Annotated in this window: 13 protein-coding genes; 7 read left to right on the top strand and 6 right to left on the bottom strand. The window is 47.1% G+C overall.

The genetic code is table 11. From position 1 onward, the window contains the following. Nucleotides 1-130: 130 nt before the first annotated feature. Complete coding sequence (locus ACR1R9_RS13990) at nucleotides 131-604, bottom strand: SET domain-containing protein (protein ID WP_076291147.1); 474 nt, start codon at nucleotides 602-604, stop codon at nucleotides 131-133. 245 nt (nucleotides 605-849) lie between these two features. On the opposite strand from ACR1R9_RS13990, the gene ACR1R9_RS13985 reads away from it, so the two are divergent. Further along, nucleotides 850-2,406, top strand: a complete 1,557-nt coding sequence (locus ACR1R9_RS13985) for an ABC-F family ATP-binding cassette domain-containing protein (RefSeq protein ID WP_063563476.1) — start codon at nucleotides 850-852, stop codon at nucleotides 2,404-2,406. A gap of 419 nt (nucleotides 2,407-2,825) precedes the next feature. Beyond that, nucleotides 2,826-8,012 carry an S-layer homology domain-containing protein gene (locus ACR1R9_RS13980; protein WP_433923383.1) on the top strand — a complete coding sequence of 1,729 codons (5,187 nt, stop codon included), beginning with the start codon at nucleotides 2,826-2,828 and terminating at the stop codon, nucleotides 8,010-8,012. A gap of 161 nt (nucleotides 8,013-8,173) precedes the next feature. On the opposite strand, the gene ACR1R9_RS13975 is transcribed toward ACR1R9_RS13980, so the two are convergent. Continuing rightward, nucleotides 8,174-8,734 carry an NAD(P)H oxidoreductase gene (locus ACR1R9_RS13975; protein WP_063563477.1) on the bottom strand — a complete coding sequence of 187 codons (561 nt, stop codon included), beginning with the start codon at nucleotides 8,732-8,734 and terminating at the stop codon, nucleotides 8,174-8,176. A gap of 177 nt (nucleotides 8,735-8,911) precedes the next feature. Between ACR1R9_RS13975 and ACR1R9_RS13970 the strand changes: the two genes are divergently transcribed. The 4 genes from ACR1R9_RS13970 (at nucleotide 8,912) to ACR1R9_RS13955 (ending at nucleotide 14,059) form a co-directional block, all read left to right on the top strand. Further along, a complete protein-coding gene (locus ACR1R9_RS13970) occupies nucleotides 8,912-9,301 on the top strand; it encodes a winged helix-turn-helix transcriptional regulator (RefSeq protein WP_099852609.1) in 390 nt (129 codons plus the stop codon). Nucleotides 9,302-9,514: 213 nt separating this feature from the next. Beyond that, a complete protein-coding gene (locus ACR1R9_RS13965) occupies nucleotides 9,515-11,356 on the top strand; it encodes an assimilatory sulfite reductase (NADPH) flavoprotein subunit (protein ID WP_433923713.1) in 1,842 nt (613 codons plus the stop codon). Nucleotides 11,357-11,410: 54 nt separating this feature from the next. After that, a complete protein-coding gene (gene cysI, locus ACR1R9_RS13960; RefSeq protein WP_099852601.1) occupies nucleotides 11,411-13,132 on the top strand; it encodes an assimilatory sulfite reductase (NADPH) hemoprotein subunit in 1,722 nt (573 codons plus the stop codon). 210 nt (nucleotides 13,133-13,342) lie between these two features. Then, the gene (locus ACR1R9_RS13955; RefSeq protein WP_064640900.1) at nucleotides 13,343-14,059 is read left to right on the top strand and encodes a YebC/PmpR family DNA-binding transcriptional regulator; all 717 of its coding nucleotides are present in this window, start codon (nucleotides 13,343-13,345) and stop codon (nucleotides 14,057-14,059) included. Between the two features lie 85 nt (nucleotides 14,060-14,144). On the opposite strand, the gene ACR1R9_RS13950 is transcribed toward ACR1R9_RS13955, so the two are convergent. The 4 genes from ACR1R9_RS13950 to ACR1R9_RS13935 form a co-directional block, all read right to left on the bottom strand. Next, nucleotides 14,145-14,630, bottom strand: a complete 486-nt coding sequence (locus ACR1R9_RS13950; protein ID WP_433923714.1) for a DMT family transporter — start codon at nucleotides 14,628-14,630, stop codon at nucleotides 14,145-14,147. An 18-nt stretch (nucleotides 14,631-14,648) separates the two neighbouring features. Beyond that, nucleotides 14,649-15,347: a Crp/Fnr family transcriptional regulator gene (locus ACR1R9_RS13945; RefSeq protein WP_076291072.1), complete on the bottom strand. Its 699-nt coding sequence runs from the start codon at nucleotides 15,345-15,347 to the stop codon at nucleotides 14,649-14,651. A 34-nt stretch (nucleotides 15,348-15,381) separates the two neighbouring features. After that, nucleotides 15,382-15,807, bottom strand: coding sequence for a DMT family transporter (locus ACR1R9_RS13940; RefSeq protein WP_024633836.1), 426 nt, complete (start codon nucleotides 15,805-15,807; stop codon nucleotides 15,382-15,384). A 159-nt stretch (nucleotides 15,808-15,966) separates the two neighbouring features. After that, on the bottom strand, nucleotides 15,967-16,764 hold the full coding sequence (locus ACR1R9_RS13935) for a Nif3-like dinuclear metal center hexameric protein (protein WP_326064432.1): 798 nt from the start codon (nucleotides 16,762-16,764) through the stop codon (nucleotides 15,967-15,969). Between the two features lie 335 nt (nucleotides 16,765-17,099). Here ACR1R9_RS13935 and ACR1R9_RS13930 point away from each other — a divergent pair, with 335 nt between their 5' ends. Continuing rightward, nucleotides 17,100-17,705 (top strand): biliverdin-producing heme oxygenase, encoded by a 606-nt coding sequence (locus ACR1R9_RS13930; protein ID WP_326064431.1) that lies wholly within the window; start codon nucleotides 17,100-17,102, stop codon nucleotides 17,703-17,705. The last annotated feature ends 25 nt before the right edge of the window (nucleotides 17,706-17,730 follow it).

Raw genomic sequence — 17,730 nt, 5'->3', positions numbered from 1 at the left:
TGGAGGACTTGCTTGTTTTCGTTTGCATTAGGCAGCGGCATTTAGCCCTACAACGGATTATGGTGAAATTTTTTGAGTTTTGTTTTGTCCATAAGAAGTTGCACTACTGTTGTCGTTTATCTTCAAGGTCTTATTTGCTTGAGTCCGTATCCTTGGAGTCAGATTCGATGCCATCAGCATCCTCTTCACCATCATTTGCTTCGTTCAACTCACGCATACGTTCTTCGTAATCATCCAGAAACCATAAGGGGTCCATGTTATCTTCCTCGCCATTATAATTGATCAATACTTCTTCGCCAGCTTTGATATCTGTATAAGCATAGAAGTCAAAAGTGTGGTTTTCGAAGTTGATATCATAGGTGGCATTAGGCTCGTAGGAATGGTTGATCAAACTGCCATAGCCCAGCAGGATAGCCGTATGATTGGCTCCATATTCAAATACGTAATCTTCGAGAATTGTTTTCTCAACATGTTCGTGGTCTTCATTGGGATAAGGGACAACCGGAGCCTGATGGATCAGCTGGCCTTTTGGAATGTCTACGGTCGCAAATACGCCGCGGTTAAATTCGCCATCACCCAATTTGGATTGTTTCACTTCAATCATGATTTTCACCTGATGCTCTCCAAGAGAGCTCCATTCTTATAGTAGTAAGTCGTTTAAGGAAAAATTTTAACTCATCCATACCTATAAGGCAAATGTCATTGATTTCAGATTGAGTGGATTCGGAATCAAAACGAAGGACATTTCATCGAAAAATGGTGCTAAATTTACAATAGGGCGTTGAGTTGTGCATGATATAACGCTTATAATATACAAAGAATTAAGTCTATATAGAAAAGGTGTCATGAATGAGCATATTAAATGTCGAAAAATTAAGTCATGGTTTTGGTGACCGTGCTATCTTTAACAACGTTTCTTTCCGCCTCCTGAAAGGCGAACATATTGGTCTGATCGGGGCCAATGGTGAGGGTAAATCTACCTTCATGAACATTATTACAGGCAAACTCCAGCCGGATGAAGGCAAAGTGGAGTGGTCCAAACGTATGCGTGTCGGATATTTGGATCAGCACGCTGTGCTCAGCAAAGGACAATCCATTCGTGATGTCCTTCGTGGTGCGTTCCAGTATTTGTTCGACATGGAACAAGAAATGAATGATATGTATGGCAAGATGGGCGATGTAACTCCGGAGGAATTGGAACAACTGCTGGAGGATGTAGGTACGATTCAGGATACGCTGACTAACCAGGATTTCTACATGATCGATGCCAAAGTCGACGAGACAGCACGTGGTCTGGGTCTAACCGATATCGGTCTGGACAAGGACGTTAACGACCTTAGTGGTGGACAACGTACGAAGGTATTGCTCGCCAAGCTGCTGCTTGAAAAACCGGATATTCTGCTCCTGGATGAGCCTACGAACTATCTGGATGAATTGCATATCGAATGGCTGAAACGCTATTTGCAGGAATATGAGAATGCCTTTATTCTGATCTCGCATGATATCCCGTTCCTGAACAGTGTAATTAACTTGATCTATCACATGGAAAATCAGGATCTCACCCGTTATGTGGGCGATTATAGTCATTTCCAGGAAGTTCATGAGATGAAAAAACAGCAGCTGGAGTCGGCGTATAAGCGTCAACAACAGGAAATTGCCGATCTTAAGGACTTTGTGGCCCGGAACAAGGCAAGTGTGGCTACACGCAACATGGCGATGTCCAGACAGAAGAAATTGGACAAGATGGATGTCATCGAAATCGCCAAGGAAAAACCGAAACCACAGTTTAACTTCCGTGATGCAAGAACGTCCGGCAAGCTTATTTTCGAAACAAAAGGCCTTGTCATTGGATACAATGAGCCGTTGTCGAGACCACTGGACCTGCGCATGGAGCGTGGACAGAAGATCGCCCTCGTTGGTGCAAACGGTATCGGTAAAACAACGTTGATGCGCAGCATTCTGGGGGAGATTCCAGCTTTGGAAGGAACCGTTCAGCGCGGTGAACATCTGGAGATTGGATATTTCCAACAAGAGATGAAGGATGCGAACTACAATACCTGTATCGAAGAGATCTGGCAGGAGTTCCCTTCCTATACCCAATTTGAAGTACGTGCTGCACTCGCAAAATGCGGATTGACGACCAAGCATATTGAGAGCAAGGTTGCCGTATTGAGTGGTGGCGAGAAAGCCAAAGTTCGTCTCTGTAAACTGATCAATAACGAAACAAATCTGCTCGTACTCGATGAGCCGACGAACCATTTGGACGTTGATGCGAAGGAAGAGTTGAAACGCGCACTCAAAGCATACAAAGGCAGCATTCTGCTGATCTCTCACGAACCTGAATTCTATCGTGATGTGGTTACGGAGACATGGAATTGTGAGTCGTGGACAACGAAGGTATTTTAAAGTAATATGGGCGAGTTTGCGAACAAACTCGAACGGTGATAGAAGACGCGTATTTTGCTTGCATAGCAGGCGGAATACGCGTTTTTTTTGCTTGTTACAGCGAAAAATGTCCGAGCTGAGTTAATGGTTGACAGCTTCAAATACGTAATCATATAATTCGAGAAAGCGATTACATTATATATAATATAAACCTGTTTCACGACATAGGGGCAAAGAAGACGAGGTATTCCGTTTTGGTATCATTGCACTTAGGAGAGAAGACGGGTCTTTTTTTGCTCTGTAATGAAACCGGTTTCATCAAAAAAAGGGAGGTGGAGCGCACTTTTCTACCGCATGCTCACTGCTGAGGACAGGTCGGATAACAACACCGCCTTCAAGAACCATGCTTTCATCTTCCATGTCAAAGGAGAGAATGAACATTGGATAAACTCAGGAAACCCTTGATATTCATGTTATCTGCTACGTTGGCATTGTCTTCAGGACCGTTGATGTTACCAAGCCATGCATATGCCGATGCGGATAGAATGCCTGCTACGTTGTTGCAGGACGATTTTTCTGACGGAGATTACACGGCATCGCCAGTGTGGGACGTAAGCTCAGGTAGTTGGGAGGTAATGGCGGACCCAACGGATACGTCCAACTCTACACTTTTTCAGAGCGATACTGGAGAAGGCATCATTTCAACCGGAGAGGTCATGACTGACATGACGGTTTCCATGCGATTTTACACGGGGGGCGGTCAGGGATTTCCGGGAATTCTATCGCGGTTTCAGGATAAGGGCAACTTTTATTATTTTCAAATGCAGGCCCCTAACAATAAACTTGTCTTTTCCAAGCGGGTAAACGGAACAGATATGACATTGAAATCGGTGGACTATGCGTTGGCCAAAAATACGTGGTATACGCTCAAAATGGTGCTGTCGGGTTCTTCCATTCGCGGGTACATCGCCGAAAACGGTTCGGATCGGTTAGTATTCGATTTGATCGATACTACATACGGGTCGGGTACAGTTGGCATTCGTAATAAGTGGCAGTCGGTACATATAGATGACGTTATCATTGCCGAGCAGCCACCAGGGAACGATCTCCAACTCTCCAACGATGAACAGACGGCGTCTTCGGTTTCACTGCAATGGACCGAGGCAGCAGGTGCAACAAGCTATCACCTGTACCGTTCCTCTACGCCTGATAGTGAATATTCCCTGATTACCAACACCGGGTCTTTGGGTTACGTGGATGAGGGGTTAAGTGCGGATATGGTGTATTATTACAAGCTCGCCTATGAATATGGGGGGATGACCGAATCGTTATGGTCTGCGCCGCTGGAGGTTCGGACGACAGCCGTTGCTCCACAGGGACCAGGCGAATTGAAGGCCTTGGCACTCGATGCCACGAGCGTGAAGCTGTCTTGGCCAGCCGTGGACAAGGCGGCTGGCTACCGTGTGGCTCGGGCTGAGGCTGGCAGCGACCAGTATAATCAGGTGTATGAAGGTACGGCGCTCAGTTACACAGATCAGGGGCTTGATCCCGGCAACAGCTATAGCTATCGCGTAACGGCCTTTAATGCTGCCGGAGAATCTGCGTTCACCGTTGCCGAGGCTACCACATACTCGATTGATTCCCCAGCAGGATTTGCTGCTACAGTCGTAACGGATACGTCGATTTCTCTAGGGTGGAACGAACTTTCTGGATCTGATGTAACATATACGGTGTCCCGTGCAACCAGTGCTGCAGGTACGTATCAGCAGGTGTACAGTGGCAATGAAAGTACGTTTATTGATAATGGTCTGACGATGGGCACGGGGTATTTTTACATGATCCAGGCAACCGTCGACGACATCGTTTCTCCTGCATCTGCACCGCTGGGCGTTGCCACCATTCGTACAAGATTTACGCCGGGGCAGTTATGGCCGGATCAGGACGGCAAGCCGATCGACGCACACGGCGCAGGATTTTTTTACGATGAACAGACTGAAAAGTATTATTGGTATGGCGAATACCATACGGGCGGATGGCCAGCCGCTGGTGTGCGCGTATATTCATCCAAGGATCTGCTGAACTGGACAGATGAAGGCATGGCACTGACGATGATTCAATCGATGGATGATTTCGACAAGAACCCGTTGATCGCCAAGTTGTATGAAGGTCGTGACGACAAGGTGGACATTTGGGCCGATATCCGCAAAGGTCGAATTATTGAACGACCGAAGGTCATCTATAATGACAAAACGAAAAAATATGTGATGTGGGCCCACATGGACGGAGACAAGGACCCCTACAACGATAATGCGAACTACGGTAAAGCGCGGGCCGGCTACGCAATCAGTGACTCCCCGACAGGGCCTTTCGTGTATCAGAAGAGTTACCGGATGGACAGAACTCCCGAAGGGGAGAAAGATTATTTCCCAAGCGATCGGGGCATGGCACGTGACATGACGTTGTTCAAGGACGACGATGGTACCGGATATCTGATCTACTCCAGCGAGGAAAACCTGACGCTGTATATCTCCAAACTGAATGAAGACTACAGTGACGTAACAGGGTGGCATAAGGAAGGACGAACGGATGACAAAGGCAATCCGGTACGTGATTCGACCTATCAGGCGGAATATGGCGTCGATTATGTGCGCGTGTTCCCAGGCGGACAGCGTGAAGCGCCCGCGATGTTCAAGTATCAGGGCAAATATTATATTCTGACCTCCGGCGCGTCCGGCTGGGCCCCTAACGAAAACAAAGTGACGGTGGCGGATAACATTTTTGGTCCTTGGTCAACGATGACCAATCCGTTCGTACGCACATTGCCGAGCGATCCCGATCCGGGTAAGGCGTTCGGTACGCAGACTACGTCGGTCATTCCAGTCGATCCGGAAAAAGGAAAATTCATTTACGTGGGAGACACGTGGAACGGCGGCAATTTCTCAAACGACGGGGCAAAATACGTTTTCTTGCCCATTGAGTTTGGGATAGGATCAGACATCGCTATAAAGTGGTATAACAGTTGGTCGCCTGATCTGCTGAATTCGATGGGCAAGGTAGACATCGTCGATCCGCTGCCGGAAGCTGTGCCGCTCGGGAAAGTACCTTCCCTGCCTACGACGGTCAATGTGCATGACGGAGGTACGCTTGTGTCAACCCCAGCGGTATGGACAGTGGATAACCGGGTCATGACGGCAGAAGATTTTGCGAAACCCGGACCAATCACCCTTCAGGTAACGACACCGGAGTTCGGTAACAAAAAGCAGGCAGTCCGAGTATATGTTATTCCGGAGAACGCACAGTATTTCGTGAACAGCGGTGGATACGAAACGGCTGATTATAAACTGATGGGTGCCTACATGAAAGGCACGCTCGTCAATTCGGATACGGCAGATCAGTTGTACGCTCCGGAGGAGGGACGGAATTGGGGTTATGTCAGCGCAGATGCGCTCGCTTCCGGTTCGAGCGGCGGGGATATTTTCTCGACCGTCCGTTATTTGAACGGCGGCAATGTCAGCAACTCGCCCAAAGGCAGTGATCTGACCTATACCTTCGATGTGCCGAACGGGACATACGATATATACGCCGGGTTCAACGATCCATGGACGAACACATCGCGGAAAGCGAACTTCCTCATCAATGGCACGAATACCGGTGCAGTTACTTATACACCCGCCAGTGTAAGAGCTCACACAGGCATTGTGGCATCTGGCAACAAGTTGGAATTAACGGTACGTAATACGGCATCACAGGACCCGCTGATCAGCTGGATTATAATCGCCAAGTCTGATGCGGTGCCACCTGCGGACGATAGCGCCGGTCTAAATGCTGATATGTCGGCTGCAACAAGTGCATCACTCCACTGGGATGCAATTCTTGGCGCAGCAAGCTACAAGCTCTATCGCTCCGATCGTGAGAAAGGAGAGTACAGTGTCGCCTACAACGGCAGTTTGCGGGAGTATACGGACAACGAACTGAGCCCCGGCACCAGTTATTATTACAAAGTGGAAGCTTTTGACGCGTCGGGGCATTCGATGCGCGGGTTGTCTTCCGCGTATCATGTGATTACGGCCCAACAGACCGCTGCCGATGTGGCTGCAAGCATTACGGTACTGGAGCAACCTTCTGCAGGTGCGAAGAGGTTGAAGTTGCCGACTGTGCCGCAAGGTTTTGCCGTGGAGATCGCTTCTAGTTCGGTGCCGACCGTCATTCAAACCGATGGAACGATCATCCCGTCATCGAAGGAAACATCGGTCATGCTGGAATTGGAGATTACTCGAATTTCTGATGAAAGCAAAGCGATGACTATACCGCTAATGGTAAAGGTACAAGGGTATACACCATCACCAGGCGGCTCGGGTTCCGATGGTTCGGCCGGCGGTAATTCGAGCAGCTCCGGAGGGCAATCAGGAAGTGGTACCCCAAGTACAGAGAATTCATCGCCACGACCAGTATCGCAAAAAGACCGTGCCGTTCTTGAGTTACAAGGTATTGTTGACCAGAAGGGTGTAGTACAGACGAAGGTGGATGCTTCAGCGATTGAAGAGGCATTGAGAGTCGCTCCTGCTAGTAAGAGTCACCTTCTGGTCGAACTTCGGCAGAAACCGGTTTCAGGAGCAAGTGCATATGAACTATTGCTGCCTGTCTCTGCGTTGGTGAGCCAAGGCGACGCACATGTATTCAATATCGTTACGGAATTGGGGACGTTAGAGCTTCCTGCCACACTTTCAATGAAAGACTTAGCAGGGTATGAGACTGTATCAGTGCAATTGATTCGAACTCAGCTGTCACAGACAGTTGCAGATCAACTCGGAACACAGCACGGGGTTCGATTGGAAATTGATCTGGACGGTGATGCTTGGCCAGCAGCAAGTGAACTGACGCTTCGTATGCCCTACGAAACATTGCAAAATGTACAACGGGATATAATCGTAGGGTTTGCCATAGATGCGAATCATGTGGCAACTCCGTTGCCCCAAAGCCGTTATGATCAGAATAGCAGAGAGGTCGTATTCACTGTTACGTCAGCAGTAGGAAATTATGCTGCCGTGTCTGTGCAGCAGACGTTCACTGATCTCGCGAATGTACCATGGGCTAAGAATGCCTTGGAGGCCTTGGCAGCCCGAGGAGTCTTTGATGAAGGTGCAAGCGAGGACTCCCGTCAGTTGTATCCGAAACAGGTGATGACGCGTGGTCAATACGTGCAGTGGCTGATGACCGCACTCAGCTTGAAAACGTTGCGCGGGAATGCGTTCTCCGATGTCAGCGCGGAGGCATCGTATTATGAAGCGGTAACCACGGCGCGTGCGCTTGGCATCACTGGTGGCACCGGGGACGGGCGCTTTATGCCTGAGGCAACCATCACCCGTCAGGAAATGATGACGCTGACCGTGAGGGCACTTGGAGCGGCCGGACTGGTCGAGCCGGAATCAGCTTCGGCGGATAGCCTTGTACAGTTCCGCGATGCTTCCACGATCCGCTCATATGCCCGCGATAGCGTAGCCTTGCTTGTAAAGCTGGGCATCGTCGGTGGATACAACGGAGAGGTGAAGCCTCTTGCCCAAGCGACTCGTGCCGAATCGGCAACGCTGCTGTATGCAATGATGAGTAAATTGGTTTGGCCTAACTGATGATAACAACCATTTTAGCGTAAGAAGAGAAGGCTTACTTCAACCTGGATTAAAGGATGAAGTAAGCCTTTTTCTTTTTGCTTATGCGCCCGGCATGGGGGATAACTGGACGGTGAAGTCCACTCTTAATGAGCCAGTAGCTTTCTTTCCGATTGCAGAGGTTACTTGTAATGTCTACCGATTTGATACGCTTGCTCCAGCAGGCCTTCAATATGCGTTTTGGATTCGGATATGGTTTCATAGAGAAACTCGACTCGGGATTCCTGCAATCCTGCATAACCGGCGATCCCATTATTCAGATAATTCGAAATCATGTTGTAATAATCGTATTTATGGAATGAAGCCTCCGTTCCTCCAGCTAGTGCAATCCAGAGTGCCTTTTTGGAGTTTGCTTTGTTCAGCAGCCCCATGTTCCATACCTTGTCCAGATAAGCTTTGAGCATGGAAGGAACGTTGTACCACCATACCGGGAAAATAAAGACAATGGCATCAGCCGCGAGCACGCGATCCAGCTCTTTGCGAATTACAGGGGCATGCTGCTTATCGGGATTTTGCCAATCTCGCTCATCTTCTACGCTATATAACGGATCGAATCCATCATGGTACAGATCAAGGATATCAATTTCATGGTGATTCTCCTTCAGACCTTCTATAAAACGATTCATCACGGCAAATGTTAGAGAATCCTGTCTTGGGTGAGTAACGACCAGTTTAATTTTCATGTATGAGTGACCATCCTTTTTCCTTCATTTTTTGGTTTAACGTTCTGACCAATGTTATTATAAGTTTCATGACATCTTATTGAGAAGTACGCACCTTCGAGTGCTGTAGATACTTTGAGGTTCTTCGGTTACTTTTAATAATGGGTATACATATATGTGATTTAAGGGGGATTCCCAGTGGAACAGGAACTGAAAAGATATGAGAGTGGTGTGCAGGCAATGTTAGAACTGGTCGGTGGAAAATGGAGGATTCTTATTCTACATCAACTGATATCAGGTAAAAAACGAACAAGCGAACTTCGCAGAGCTATCCCTGGCATTACTCAGAAGGTCCTTACCCAGCAGCTGCGTGATCTTGAAAAGAATGAAATCATCCATCGAATTATTCATCCCGAGATTCCGCCCAAGGTCGAGTATGAGCTGACCGAGTATGGCTTGACACTGCAGGCAATCATCGACCGCATCTGTCTGTGGGGAGAGAATCATCTGGACAGAGTATATGGTGATAAAAACAAAGTGCTGGAGAATCATTTTAGCGAATATATTCCGCTTTTGACTTCGAACTAAACTGCTTCCAGATTTAAAAAACAACAAAAACCTTCCTGAATTGAGGAGGAGGGTATTTGTTGTTTTTTTGTCCTTTATCAGTGAAACTGATAAATACCATAAAATCATCGAAATTGACCCCTACCATCGGGTATGGTAGCTTCAAGAGAGTAGAAATTAATATGATCATTTTAGTAGGAATTAAAATTGACGTAATGCGCGAGGTGGCAAATGGTGGAACTTCAAGTGACAAACAGCCCTTTTAATCAGGAACAGGTTGAGCTGCTCAATCGCCTTATTCCTACATTGAACGATGGACAGAAAACGTGGCTTAGCGGATATCTGACTGCCATTCAGGGATTTGCGGCTGTAGCTGCACCTGCTGGTGTGGAACAACAGCCTGCATCTTCAGCAAGTATTACTCCTGCAAGTGCACCTGCTTCGGTGTCCAGGGAAGTTACGGTACTCTTTGGATCACAAACCGGGAACTCCAGTGGACTATCCAAGAAACTGGCGAAAAAGCTGGAAGAGCAGGGTCTTCAGGTAACCCTGTCGTCAATGGGAGATTTCAAACCGAACGGACTGAAAAAAGTAGAGAATCTTCTCATTATTGTCAGCACACATGGAGAAGGCGAGCCGCCGGATAATGCGATTCCATTGCATGAATTCCTGCATAGCAAACGGGCTCCGAAGCTCGAGGGATTGCGTTACTCCGTATTGGCTTTGGGAGATACTTCGTATGAGTTCTTCTGTAAGACAGGAAAGGATTTTGACATTCGTTTGCAGGAACTTGGCGGTACAGCGCTTGTACCACGTGTGGACTGTGATGTTGATTTTGATGAAGCGGCTGCAGAGTGGATGAATGATGTGCTTGCTTCACTCAGCAGTACACCTGCTGCCGCGGGAGTAGTAACGAGTGAAGCGATTGGAGCCGCAGTAAGCAGCGGTGATTCCGAGTTCAACCGGACGAATCCATTCAAGGCAGAAGTGCTGGAAAATCTCAATCTGAACGGCAGAGGATCGGACCGAGAGACACGTCATATCGAATTGTCTCTGGAAGGTTCCAATCTGGACTACGAACCGGGCGACAGCCTCGGTGTATTCCCTGAGAATCATCCACGCCTGGTCGATGAGCTGATTGCAGCCATGGAATGGAATGCAGATGAGCGCGTTACGGTTAATAAAAGTGGAGACCAGGTTTCTGTACGTGAAGCATTATTGCGTTACTTCGAAATTACTGCTGTCACAAGACCCGTTGTGGAGCAGCTGGCAAAGCTGAGCCCGGGTAGCGGGTTGCCCGCTCTGCTTGCAGATGATTCGGAATTCCGCAAGGTCATGAACAGTTGTGATTTGCTGGATCTGGTACAGGATTATGGGCTTAAAGGTATTCCGACTGCATCGTTCGTAGCTGTGCTTCGCAAAATCCCGGCACGTCTGTATTCGATTGCAAGCAGTTCGAAATCTTTCCCGGAGGAAGTTCATCTTACCGTTCGAACAGTACGTTATGAATCACGTGGCAGAGAGCGCTATGGTGTGTGCTCTGTTCATCTGGCTGAACGAGTTGAACTAGGGGATACATTACCTGTATTTATTCAGCAAAATCCAAACTTCAAACTGCCGGAGAACCCGGATGCTCCAATCATCATGGTTGGACCAGGTACAGGTGTAGCTCCGTTCAGATCATTCCTTGGAGAGCGTGAAGAGACGGGTGCAGAAGGCAAAACGTGGCTGTTCTACGGCGATCAGCATTTCTCCACCGATTTCCTCTATCAGACCGAATGGCAGCGCTGGCTCAAGGACGGCGTTCTTACGAAGATGGATGTCGCTTTTTCCCGTGATGCAGAAGAGAAAGTATATGTGCAGCATCGGATGCTGGAGCATAGCAAAGAGCTGTATCAATGGTTACAGGAAGGTGCAGTTATATATATCTGTGGTGACGAGAAACGAATGGCACATGATGTTCATGCTGCACTCGCGACCATTCTTGAACAAGAGGGTGGCCTAACACCTGAACAGGCAGCGGAATATTTGACACGTTTGCAGCAGGAAAAACGGTATCAGCGGGATGTGTATTAATTACAGATCATATGCCGGATAAGGCATCCCGGAGATACGAGAGGAGAAAGCAGCATGACTTATAATAACTTACTTAACCCACAGCGCACGAACAGTGATGTGGAAGATATAAAGATCAAAAGTGACTACTTGCGTGGAAGTCTGACTGAAACGCTGGCGGATCGGATCAGTGGTGCGATTCCTGAGGACGATAACCGTCTGATGAAACATCACGGCAGTTATATGCAAGACGACCGTGACCTGCGTAATGAGCGGAATAAATCCAAGCTGGAGCCTGCTTATCAATTCATGTTGCGTGTGCGTGCTTCCGGAGGAATTGTTACACCCGAACAGTGGTTGATGATGGATCGTGTAGCGCATAAATATGCGAATGAGACCATTCGTCTGACCACGCGCCAGTCATTTCAACTGCATGGTGTGCTCAAATGGGATCTTAAAAATACCATTCGTGAAGTAAACGATTCGTTGCTCAGCACCCTAGCTGCTTGTGGCGACGTGAACCGGAACGTCATGTGTAATCCGAATCCAGACCAATCGGATATTCATGCTGAAGTATATGAATGGGCATGCCAGGTGAGTAATCACCTGGATCCACGCACTCGTGCTTATCATGAGTTGTGGCTGGATGGAGAGAAAATTATTGATTCACAGGACACGGATGAAGAAGTTGAACCGATTTATGGCAAAGTGTATTTGCCGCGTAAGTTCAAAATCGGGATTGCCGTTCCACCATCCAATGATGTAGATGTGTTTTCACAGGATCTCGGATTTATCGCTATTGTAGAGAACGGCAAGCTGCAAGGTTTTAACGTTTCTGTCGGTGGTGGTATGGGGATGTCTCATGGTGATCCGAAGACTTATCCGCAGGTGTCCAAAGTCATTGGTTTCTGTACACCAGAGCAAATGATTGATGTTGCGGAGAAGACGGTTATGATTCAGCGTGACTATGGGGATCGTGCAGTGCGTAAACATGCCCGCTTCAAATATACAATCGATGACCGTGGCCTTGCATGGTTCGTGGAAGAACTGACGAATCGTCTCGGCTGGAAACTGGATGCGGCGCGCCAGTTCCATTTTGAACATAATGGAGATCGTTACGGTTGGGTGAAAGGCAGTAACGGCAGATGGCATTACACCTTGTTCATTCAAAATGGACGTGTGAAGGATGTGGACGGTTATCCGCTCATGACAGGTCTTCGTGAAATTGCCAAAATTCATACCGGAGATTTTCGTCTCACAGCCAATCAGAATCTTATTATCGGGAACATCAGCAGCCAGAAGAAGAAAAAGATTGAGGCACTGATTGAGCAATACAATCTGACCGATGGTGCTCACTACTCGGCGCTTCGCAGAAGTTCTATGGCTTGTGTGGCGCTTCCGACTTGTGGTCTTGCAATGGCTGAATCCGAACGGTACCTGCCATCACTGATCGACAAGCTGGAGCCTGTGCTGGACGAAGCGGGACTGAGAGACGAAGAGATTGTCATTCGTATGACGGGTTGCCCGAACGGCTGTGCGAGACCGATGCTGGCTGAAATCTCGTTTATCGGGAAAGCTCCGGGAAAATACAATATGTACCTGGGTGGAAGTTTTACCGGACATCGCTTAAACAAATTGTACAAAGAAAATATTGGCGAAACCGAAATTTTGGATACATTGACTCCAATGGTGAATCAATATGCCAAAGAGCGCAATGATGGTGAGCATTTTGGAGATTTCGTCATTCGTGCCGGTTATGTGCCTGAAGTGCTGGATGGGCAGCAGTTTCATGCTTAATTAGATGGATTCGAGAAGAGAAGCATTCCTTAGGGAATTGCTTCTTTGACGTTTTTGGATCGTTTTTCTTTGGGATTTCGGAACGTGGCAAGGTGACATCAACTTGGCTTTTACCATTTTTTCGTGAGTCTAAACTTGTTGAAGTACGCCCAACAAGATATAATGACAAAGTAGAAAGCAGATTATATGTTGAAAGTGAGCGGAAACGATATGGGTCGTAAGTGGAATAATATTAAAGAAAAAAAAGCTTCAAAAGATGCAAATACTAGCCGGGTCTATGCTAAATTCGGCGTTGAGATTTATGTAGCTGCCAAGAAGGGCGAACCGGACCCGGAAGCGAACCGCGCACTGAAAGTCGTGCTGGAACGTGCCAAAACGTATAACGTACCCAAAGCAATTATTGACCGTGCCATGGAAAAGGCAAAAGGCAGCGGGGATGAGAACTATGAAGAGCTGCGTTATGAAGGCTTCGGACCGAATGGTGCGATGGTCATCGTGGATGCCCTCACTAATAATGTGAACCGTACTGCACCGGAAGTGCGCTCTGCTTTTAACAAAAACGCGGGTAATATGGGTGTGAGCGGATCTGTTGCTTATATGTTTGATCCTACAGCGGTAATCGGGGTAGAAGGCAAAAACTCCGAGGAAGTACTGGAACTTCTGCTTGAAGCAGATGTGGATGTACGTGATATCGTGGACGAAGACGATGCTGTGATCGTATATGCAGAACCGGATCAATTCCACGCTGTACAGGAAGCATTTAAAGCTGCCGGTGTTACTGAGTTCACAGTAGCCGAGCTGACGATGCTTGCGCAAAACCACATTGAACTTCCAGAGGATGCACAAGCTCAATTCGAAAAATTGATTGATGCCCTCGAAGATCTTGAAGATGTTCAGCAAGTGTACCATAACGTAGAGTTCGTTTAAGCGAATTAAGCGAAACGTGGTTCGATTGCCAAAAAGAGTGTCTAGCCAATCAACGGATTGGACAGACACTCTTTTTATTGTTCTCCTATGAGTCGGATTGCAATGCACCAGGAGATTTTTTCGATTTTGCAGATTTGCTACCGCCAAACTTGAATAACACAATACCGCCAACGATGACAAGAACGCCCAGAAGCTGGTTCCACGATAATGGGATCTGCTCCAGTCCAAGCCATCCCATGGAATCAAACAGCAAGGCGAAACTTAACTGGGATGTAAGTACGATAGAGATCGCAAATGTGGGACCGAGCAACTTCATGCCCTGAACGAGACAGAAGACTACCCCAACACCGATCGCTCCACTAAGCCAGTACCAGGGCTGCATATGTTGGAAGCTAAACGTATTTTTGCCCTCCACCATTAGAGAAATCAGAAACGATGCAATAAACCCGGTGAACAGCACCATCGTTGTCGTGGACCACGAGCCGGTACGTTCATTTACCTTACTATTAAAGATGGTCTGCAGACTGACAAGAGAACCTGCCAGTAACGCAAGCAAAATACCTGTAATGATCATAGGATAGAGATCTCCTTATTCATAGATGTTGTGACCCGCCACTTCTGCCAGACCTGCCCGATCTTTGACCATAATAAAGCCCTGATCCCGCATGATTAATCCATCTGCACACAGCTTCTGAATCACCCGATTCAAATGCCGATAACTCGTACCGATCAGATTTGCGATATCTGTCAAATTAAAGGCGTCCAGTTCTTCGTGGACAACAGTGCCCGCTTCTTCGGTAGAGATGGAGAGCAAATAGCTGGCTAATCGAACCTCGACCGGATACATCAGGTTGAAGTTGGAGAAGTTCGAATCAATGTAAAACTTGTGGGATATAATTTGGAGCAAAAATTTCAACAGGGGTGCGTAATCGCTGGCAAGTTCAGCTAACCATTGATAATGAATGCGCAGCATCACGACAGGTGAGACCGCCTGTACCGTGTTCACGATGTTACTCTCCCGAACGTACTCGATATCACCAACCACTTCAAGCGGTGTTTTGAAGCAAAGAACGAGTGTTTTATCCTGTGGTGAGGTCGTGAAGATTTTGACTTTCCCCTCGACCAGTACATATAAATATTCGGATGTTTCGCCTTCACGGCAGATTAATTCGCACTTCTCGAAGTGGCATAACGTCATATGCGGACGCAGGGGCTCGTGAAATACCGATTCGAGTTGATATTGTTTTAAATAGTGCAATAATTGATGCTCATTCTGAAACTCTTCCATAATGTATTTCACCCCCGACTTTATACTCGACCAGTTACAGCTTCATAATAATGACGCCCGTAACCATTAATGCTATACCCAGAAATTGCGGTAGTTTCATTTTCTGCTTCACAACACCAAACCATCCGTTACTGTCGACCAGAAAGGTCAGGAACAGCTGTGCAATCAACAGGGCGGAGATCGTAAAAGTTACCCCAATTTGCTGGATAGCCGTGACTTCGCTAAAAATAATTACTGCACCAAACGCGCCTCCTGCCAGGTACATGGGCTTGACTTGCTTCAACCCTTGCAGGTTGATGTCCCGCACGAATACAAGGATCAGAGCCGCCAGAATGAACCCCGTGAGTTGGGTAATGGTTGCGGCTTGCCAGGTTCCCATGTCCGTACTGATTCGGGTATTGGCAACGCCTTGCAGGGTAATGCATGCACCGCCTAATAGTGCAAAAATAATTCCTCTCATGGTTGTACTCTCCTTGTCGCGTCATTACTTCTTCGATTTCTATTAAATGATATATCCACTCAAAAAGCCAAGGACAAATGTCCTCAGCTCAGAAGTCATAGCATTTAGAGTACAATAAACCCTCCGCAAAATCCAGACAGAACCCAGGATGGCTCAAGATCACAATACTTGAAACACCGGTTGCTCACCAATAAAATGAACAGGCAATTCCGGGAAAGCTGTAGCCAATCTTTCTGACAAAAGCTTCATCCCGACAGCTTCACTCTCGGCATGACCGATCATAAGAAGTGCCTTTTGTTTTCCTTGCTGCACAGCATCACGTATGTACTCCGGTGTCTCCCATTCGAATCCTTCACCTGCGATAATCAGATCCAACTCTTCCTGTTGAAGTAAAGGAATGGTCAGATTGCCGTTGCCTCGAAAACCAACAAGCACTGCTGCTCGTCTGCATACCATCTTTGGATCACCAGCTAGGCGTACATATTCGATCCCAAGCGAACGTTTAATATGTTCCGCAATAAGCTGAACTGTCATTCCTTCCGGAAAGGATAGAATGTCAGCTTCCGGTTTACGCTGTACCACATAAGGGGACCATCCTAATGCCTGAACCAATCCCTCCGTAATGCCATCCGGGTGAAAGCGGTGAATTGCATCATGGCAGCGATAGATCGCAATTCCACCGTTATCGATTAGCTTTCTCTTGGTTTCATAAACTGGATCATCAGCCAGCCAATCGGTATGGCTATGATGATTATAGAAGGGAGGTTCATGAGCGATAATCAGATTAGCTCCACGCTGTATGGCATGCTCAATCACATGTTGTGTAGGCATAAAAGTTACAAAAACGCCTGTGATCGTTTGGTTGGGAGAACCCGTAATCAGTTGATCCACGGTGGTTTCTGGAAGTTCAACTTTGGCGGTAAGGTGATCTATTATGTGTTGAATGGTTATATTCATATACTTCATGCCTCCAAGAACAGGATATGCACAGTTTATCATGTTGATTGATGAACAGCATCATAGAATAGATATGGACTTTTTCCTGTTGAAAGAAAGATGGGCGGACAGCTGTGGAATCGATGATAGGTAGCTGGTTAATATAACAACGAACAATCGTATTCAAAATATAACGATGCTGGATTCATATAGTTTTCTCCTACAAGAAAAAGTATACTTACATAGAGTCTTTATCTAGATGAAATGGGTTATCCATTCAAACCTACACTGAACATTTAGTTAAGTATAAGTCTTAATTCTGATGAAGAGATCCGACATAGAAGGGCGATGATTACATGACAGCCAGTACCATTATGGAACGTCTGAAGAGTGAGACAGCTCATTATCACAGACAAGTGGAACAAAACGAGTATGCCAAGGCTATTATGAATCAAACCGTTAGCTTGGGAGAGTATAAGAAATATCTGGAGAAATTTTACGGGTTCCTGAAACCATTGGAAGATCAAGCTGTCCAGCAGCCTTTCTGGGAAAGCACGGGACTGGATATCGGGATTAGAGGAAAAGCGAACTTGCTTGAAAATGACCTGCGGAATCTTGGCGCCAGTGAAGAGGAAATCAGCCAGGTCCCTTTATGTAAGGATCTTCCGGATATCTCGACACCAGCAAGGTTGTTCGGTTATTTATACGTCATTGAAGGATCTACGAACGGAGGTCAGATCATGACCAAACGTTTGTCACAGTTCTTGCCGATTGATGCAGATCGGGGGCTGGAATATTTTAATGCTTATGGTACGGAAACCAGAACGAGATGGGCGGAGTTCACGGAACTACTGCGTCAATCCATCACAGCGGAAGAAGATCACGACATCATGGTGCACACGGCCTCGGAAACGTTCCGATTACTTGATCAATGGATCAATACAGATACAGATCAGTTGTAAGTTGAGAATAAGAGTTATCACATCA

The organism is Paenibacillus taichungensis, from assembly GCF_050994985.1.
Lineage (GTDB): Bacteria > Bacillota > Bacilli > Paenibacillales > Paenibacillaceae > Paenibacillus > Paenibacillus taichungensis.
The sequence above is the reverse complement of the archived record's forward strand: the minus strand, read 5'-3'. Positions and strand labels throughout refer to the sequence as shown.

What these genes read in the sequence shown, in the direction of transcription:
- ACR1R9_RS13945 (WP_076291072.1), bottom strand. Translation starts at nt 15,347, where the DNA reads ATGGAAGAGTTTCAGAATGAGCATCAATTATTGCACTATTTAAAACAA.
- ACR1R9_RS13940 (WP_024633836.1), bottom strand. Translation starts at nt 15,807, where the DNA reads ATGAGAGGAATTATTTTTGCACTATTAGGCGGTGCATGCATTACCCTG.
- ACR1R9_RS13975 (WP_063563477.1), bottom strand. Translation starts at nt 8,734, where the DNA reads ATGAAAATTAAACTGGTCGTTACTCACCCAAGACAGGATTCTCTAACA.
- ACR1R9_RS13955 (WP_064640900.1), top strand. Translation starts at nt 13,343, where the DNA reads ATGGGTCGTAAGTGGAATAATATTAAAGAAAAAAAAGCTTCAAAAGAT.
- ACR1R9_RS13935 (WP_326064432.1), bottom strand. Translation starts at nt 16,764, where the DNA reads ATGAATATAACCATTCAACACATAATAGATCACCTTACCGCCAAAGTT.
- ACR1R9_RS13985 (WP_063563476.1), top strand. Translation starts at nt 850, where the DNA reads ATGAGCATATTAAATGTCGAAAAATTAAGTCATGGTTTTGGTGACCGT.
- ACR1R9_RS13990 (WP_076291147.1), bottom strand. Translation starts at nt 604, where the DNA reads ATGATTGAAGTGAAACAATCCAAATTGGGTGATGGCGAATTTAACCGC.
- cysI (WP_099852601.1), top strand. Translation starts at nt 11,411, where the DNA reads ATGACTTATAATAACTTACTTAACCCACAGCGCACGAACAGTGATGTG.
- ACR1R9_RS13930 (WP_326064431.1), top strand. Translation starts at nt 17,100, where the DNA reads ATGACAGCCAGTACCATTATGGAACGTCTGAAGAGTGAGACAGCTCAT.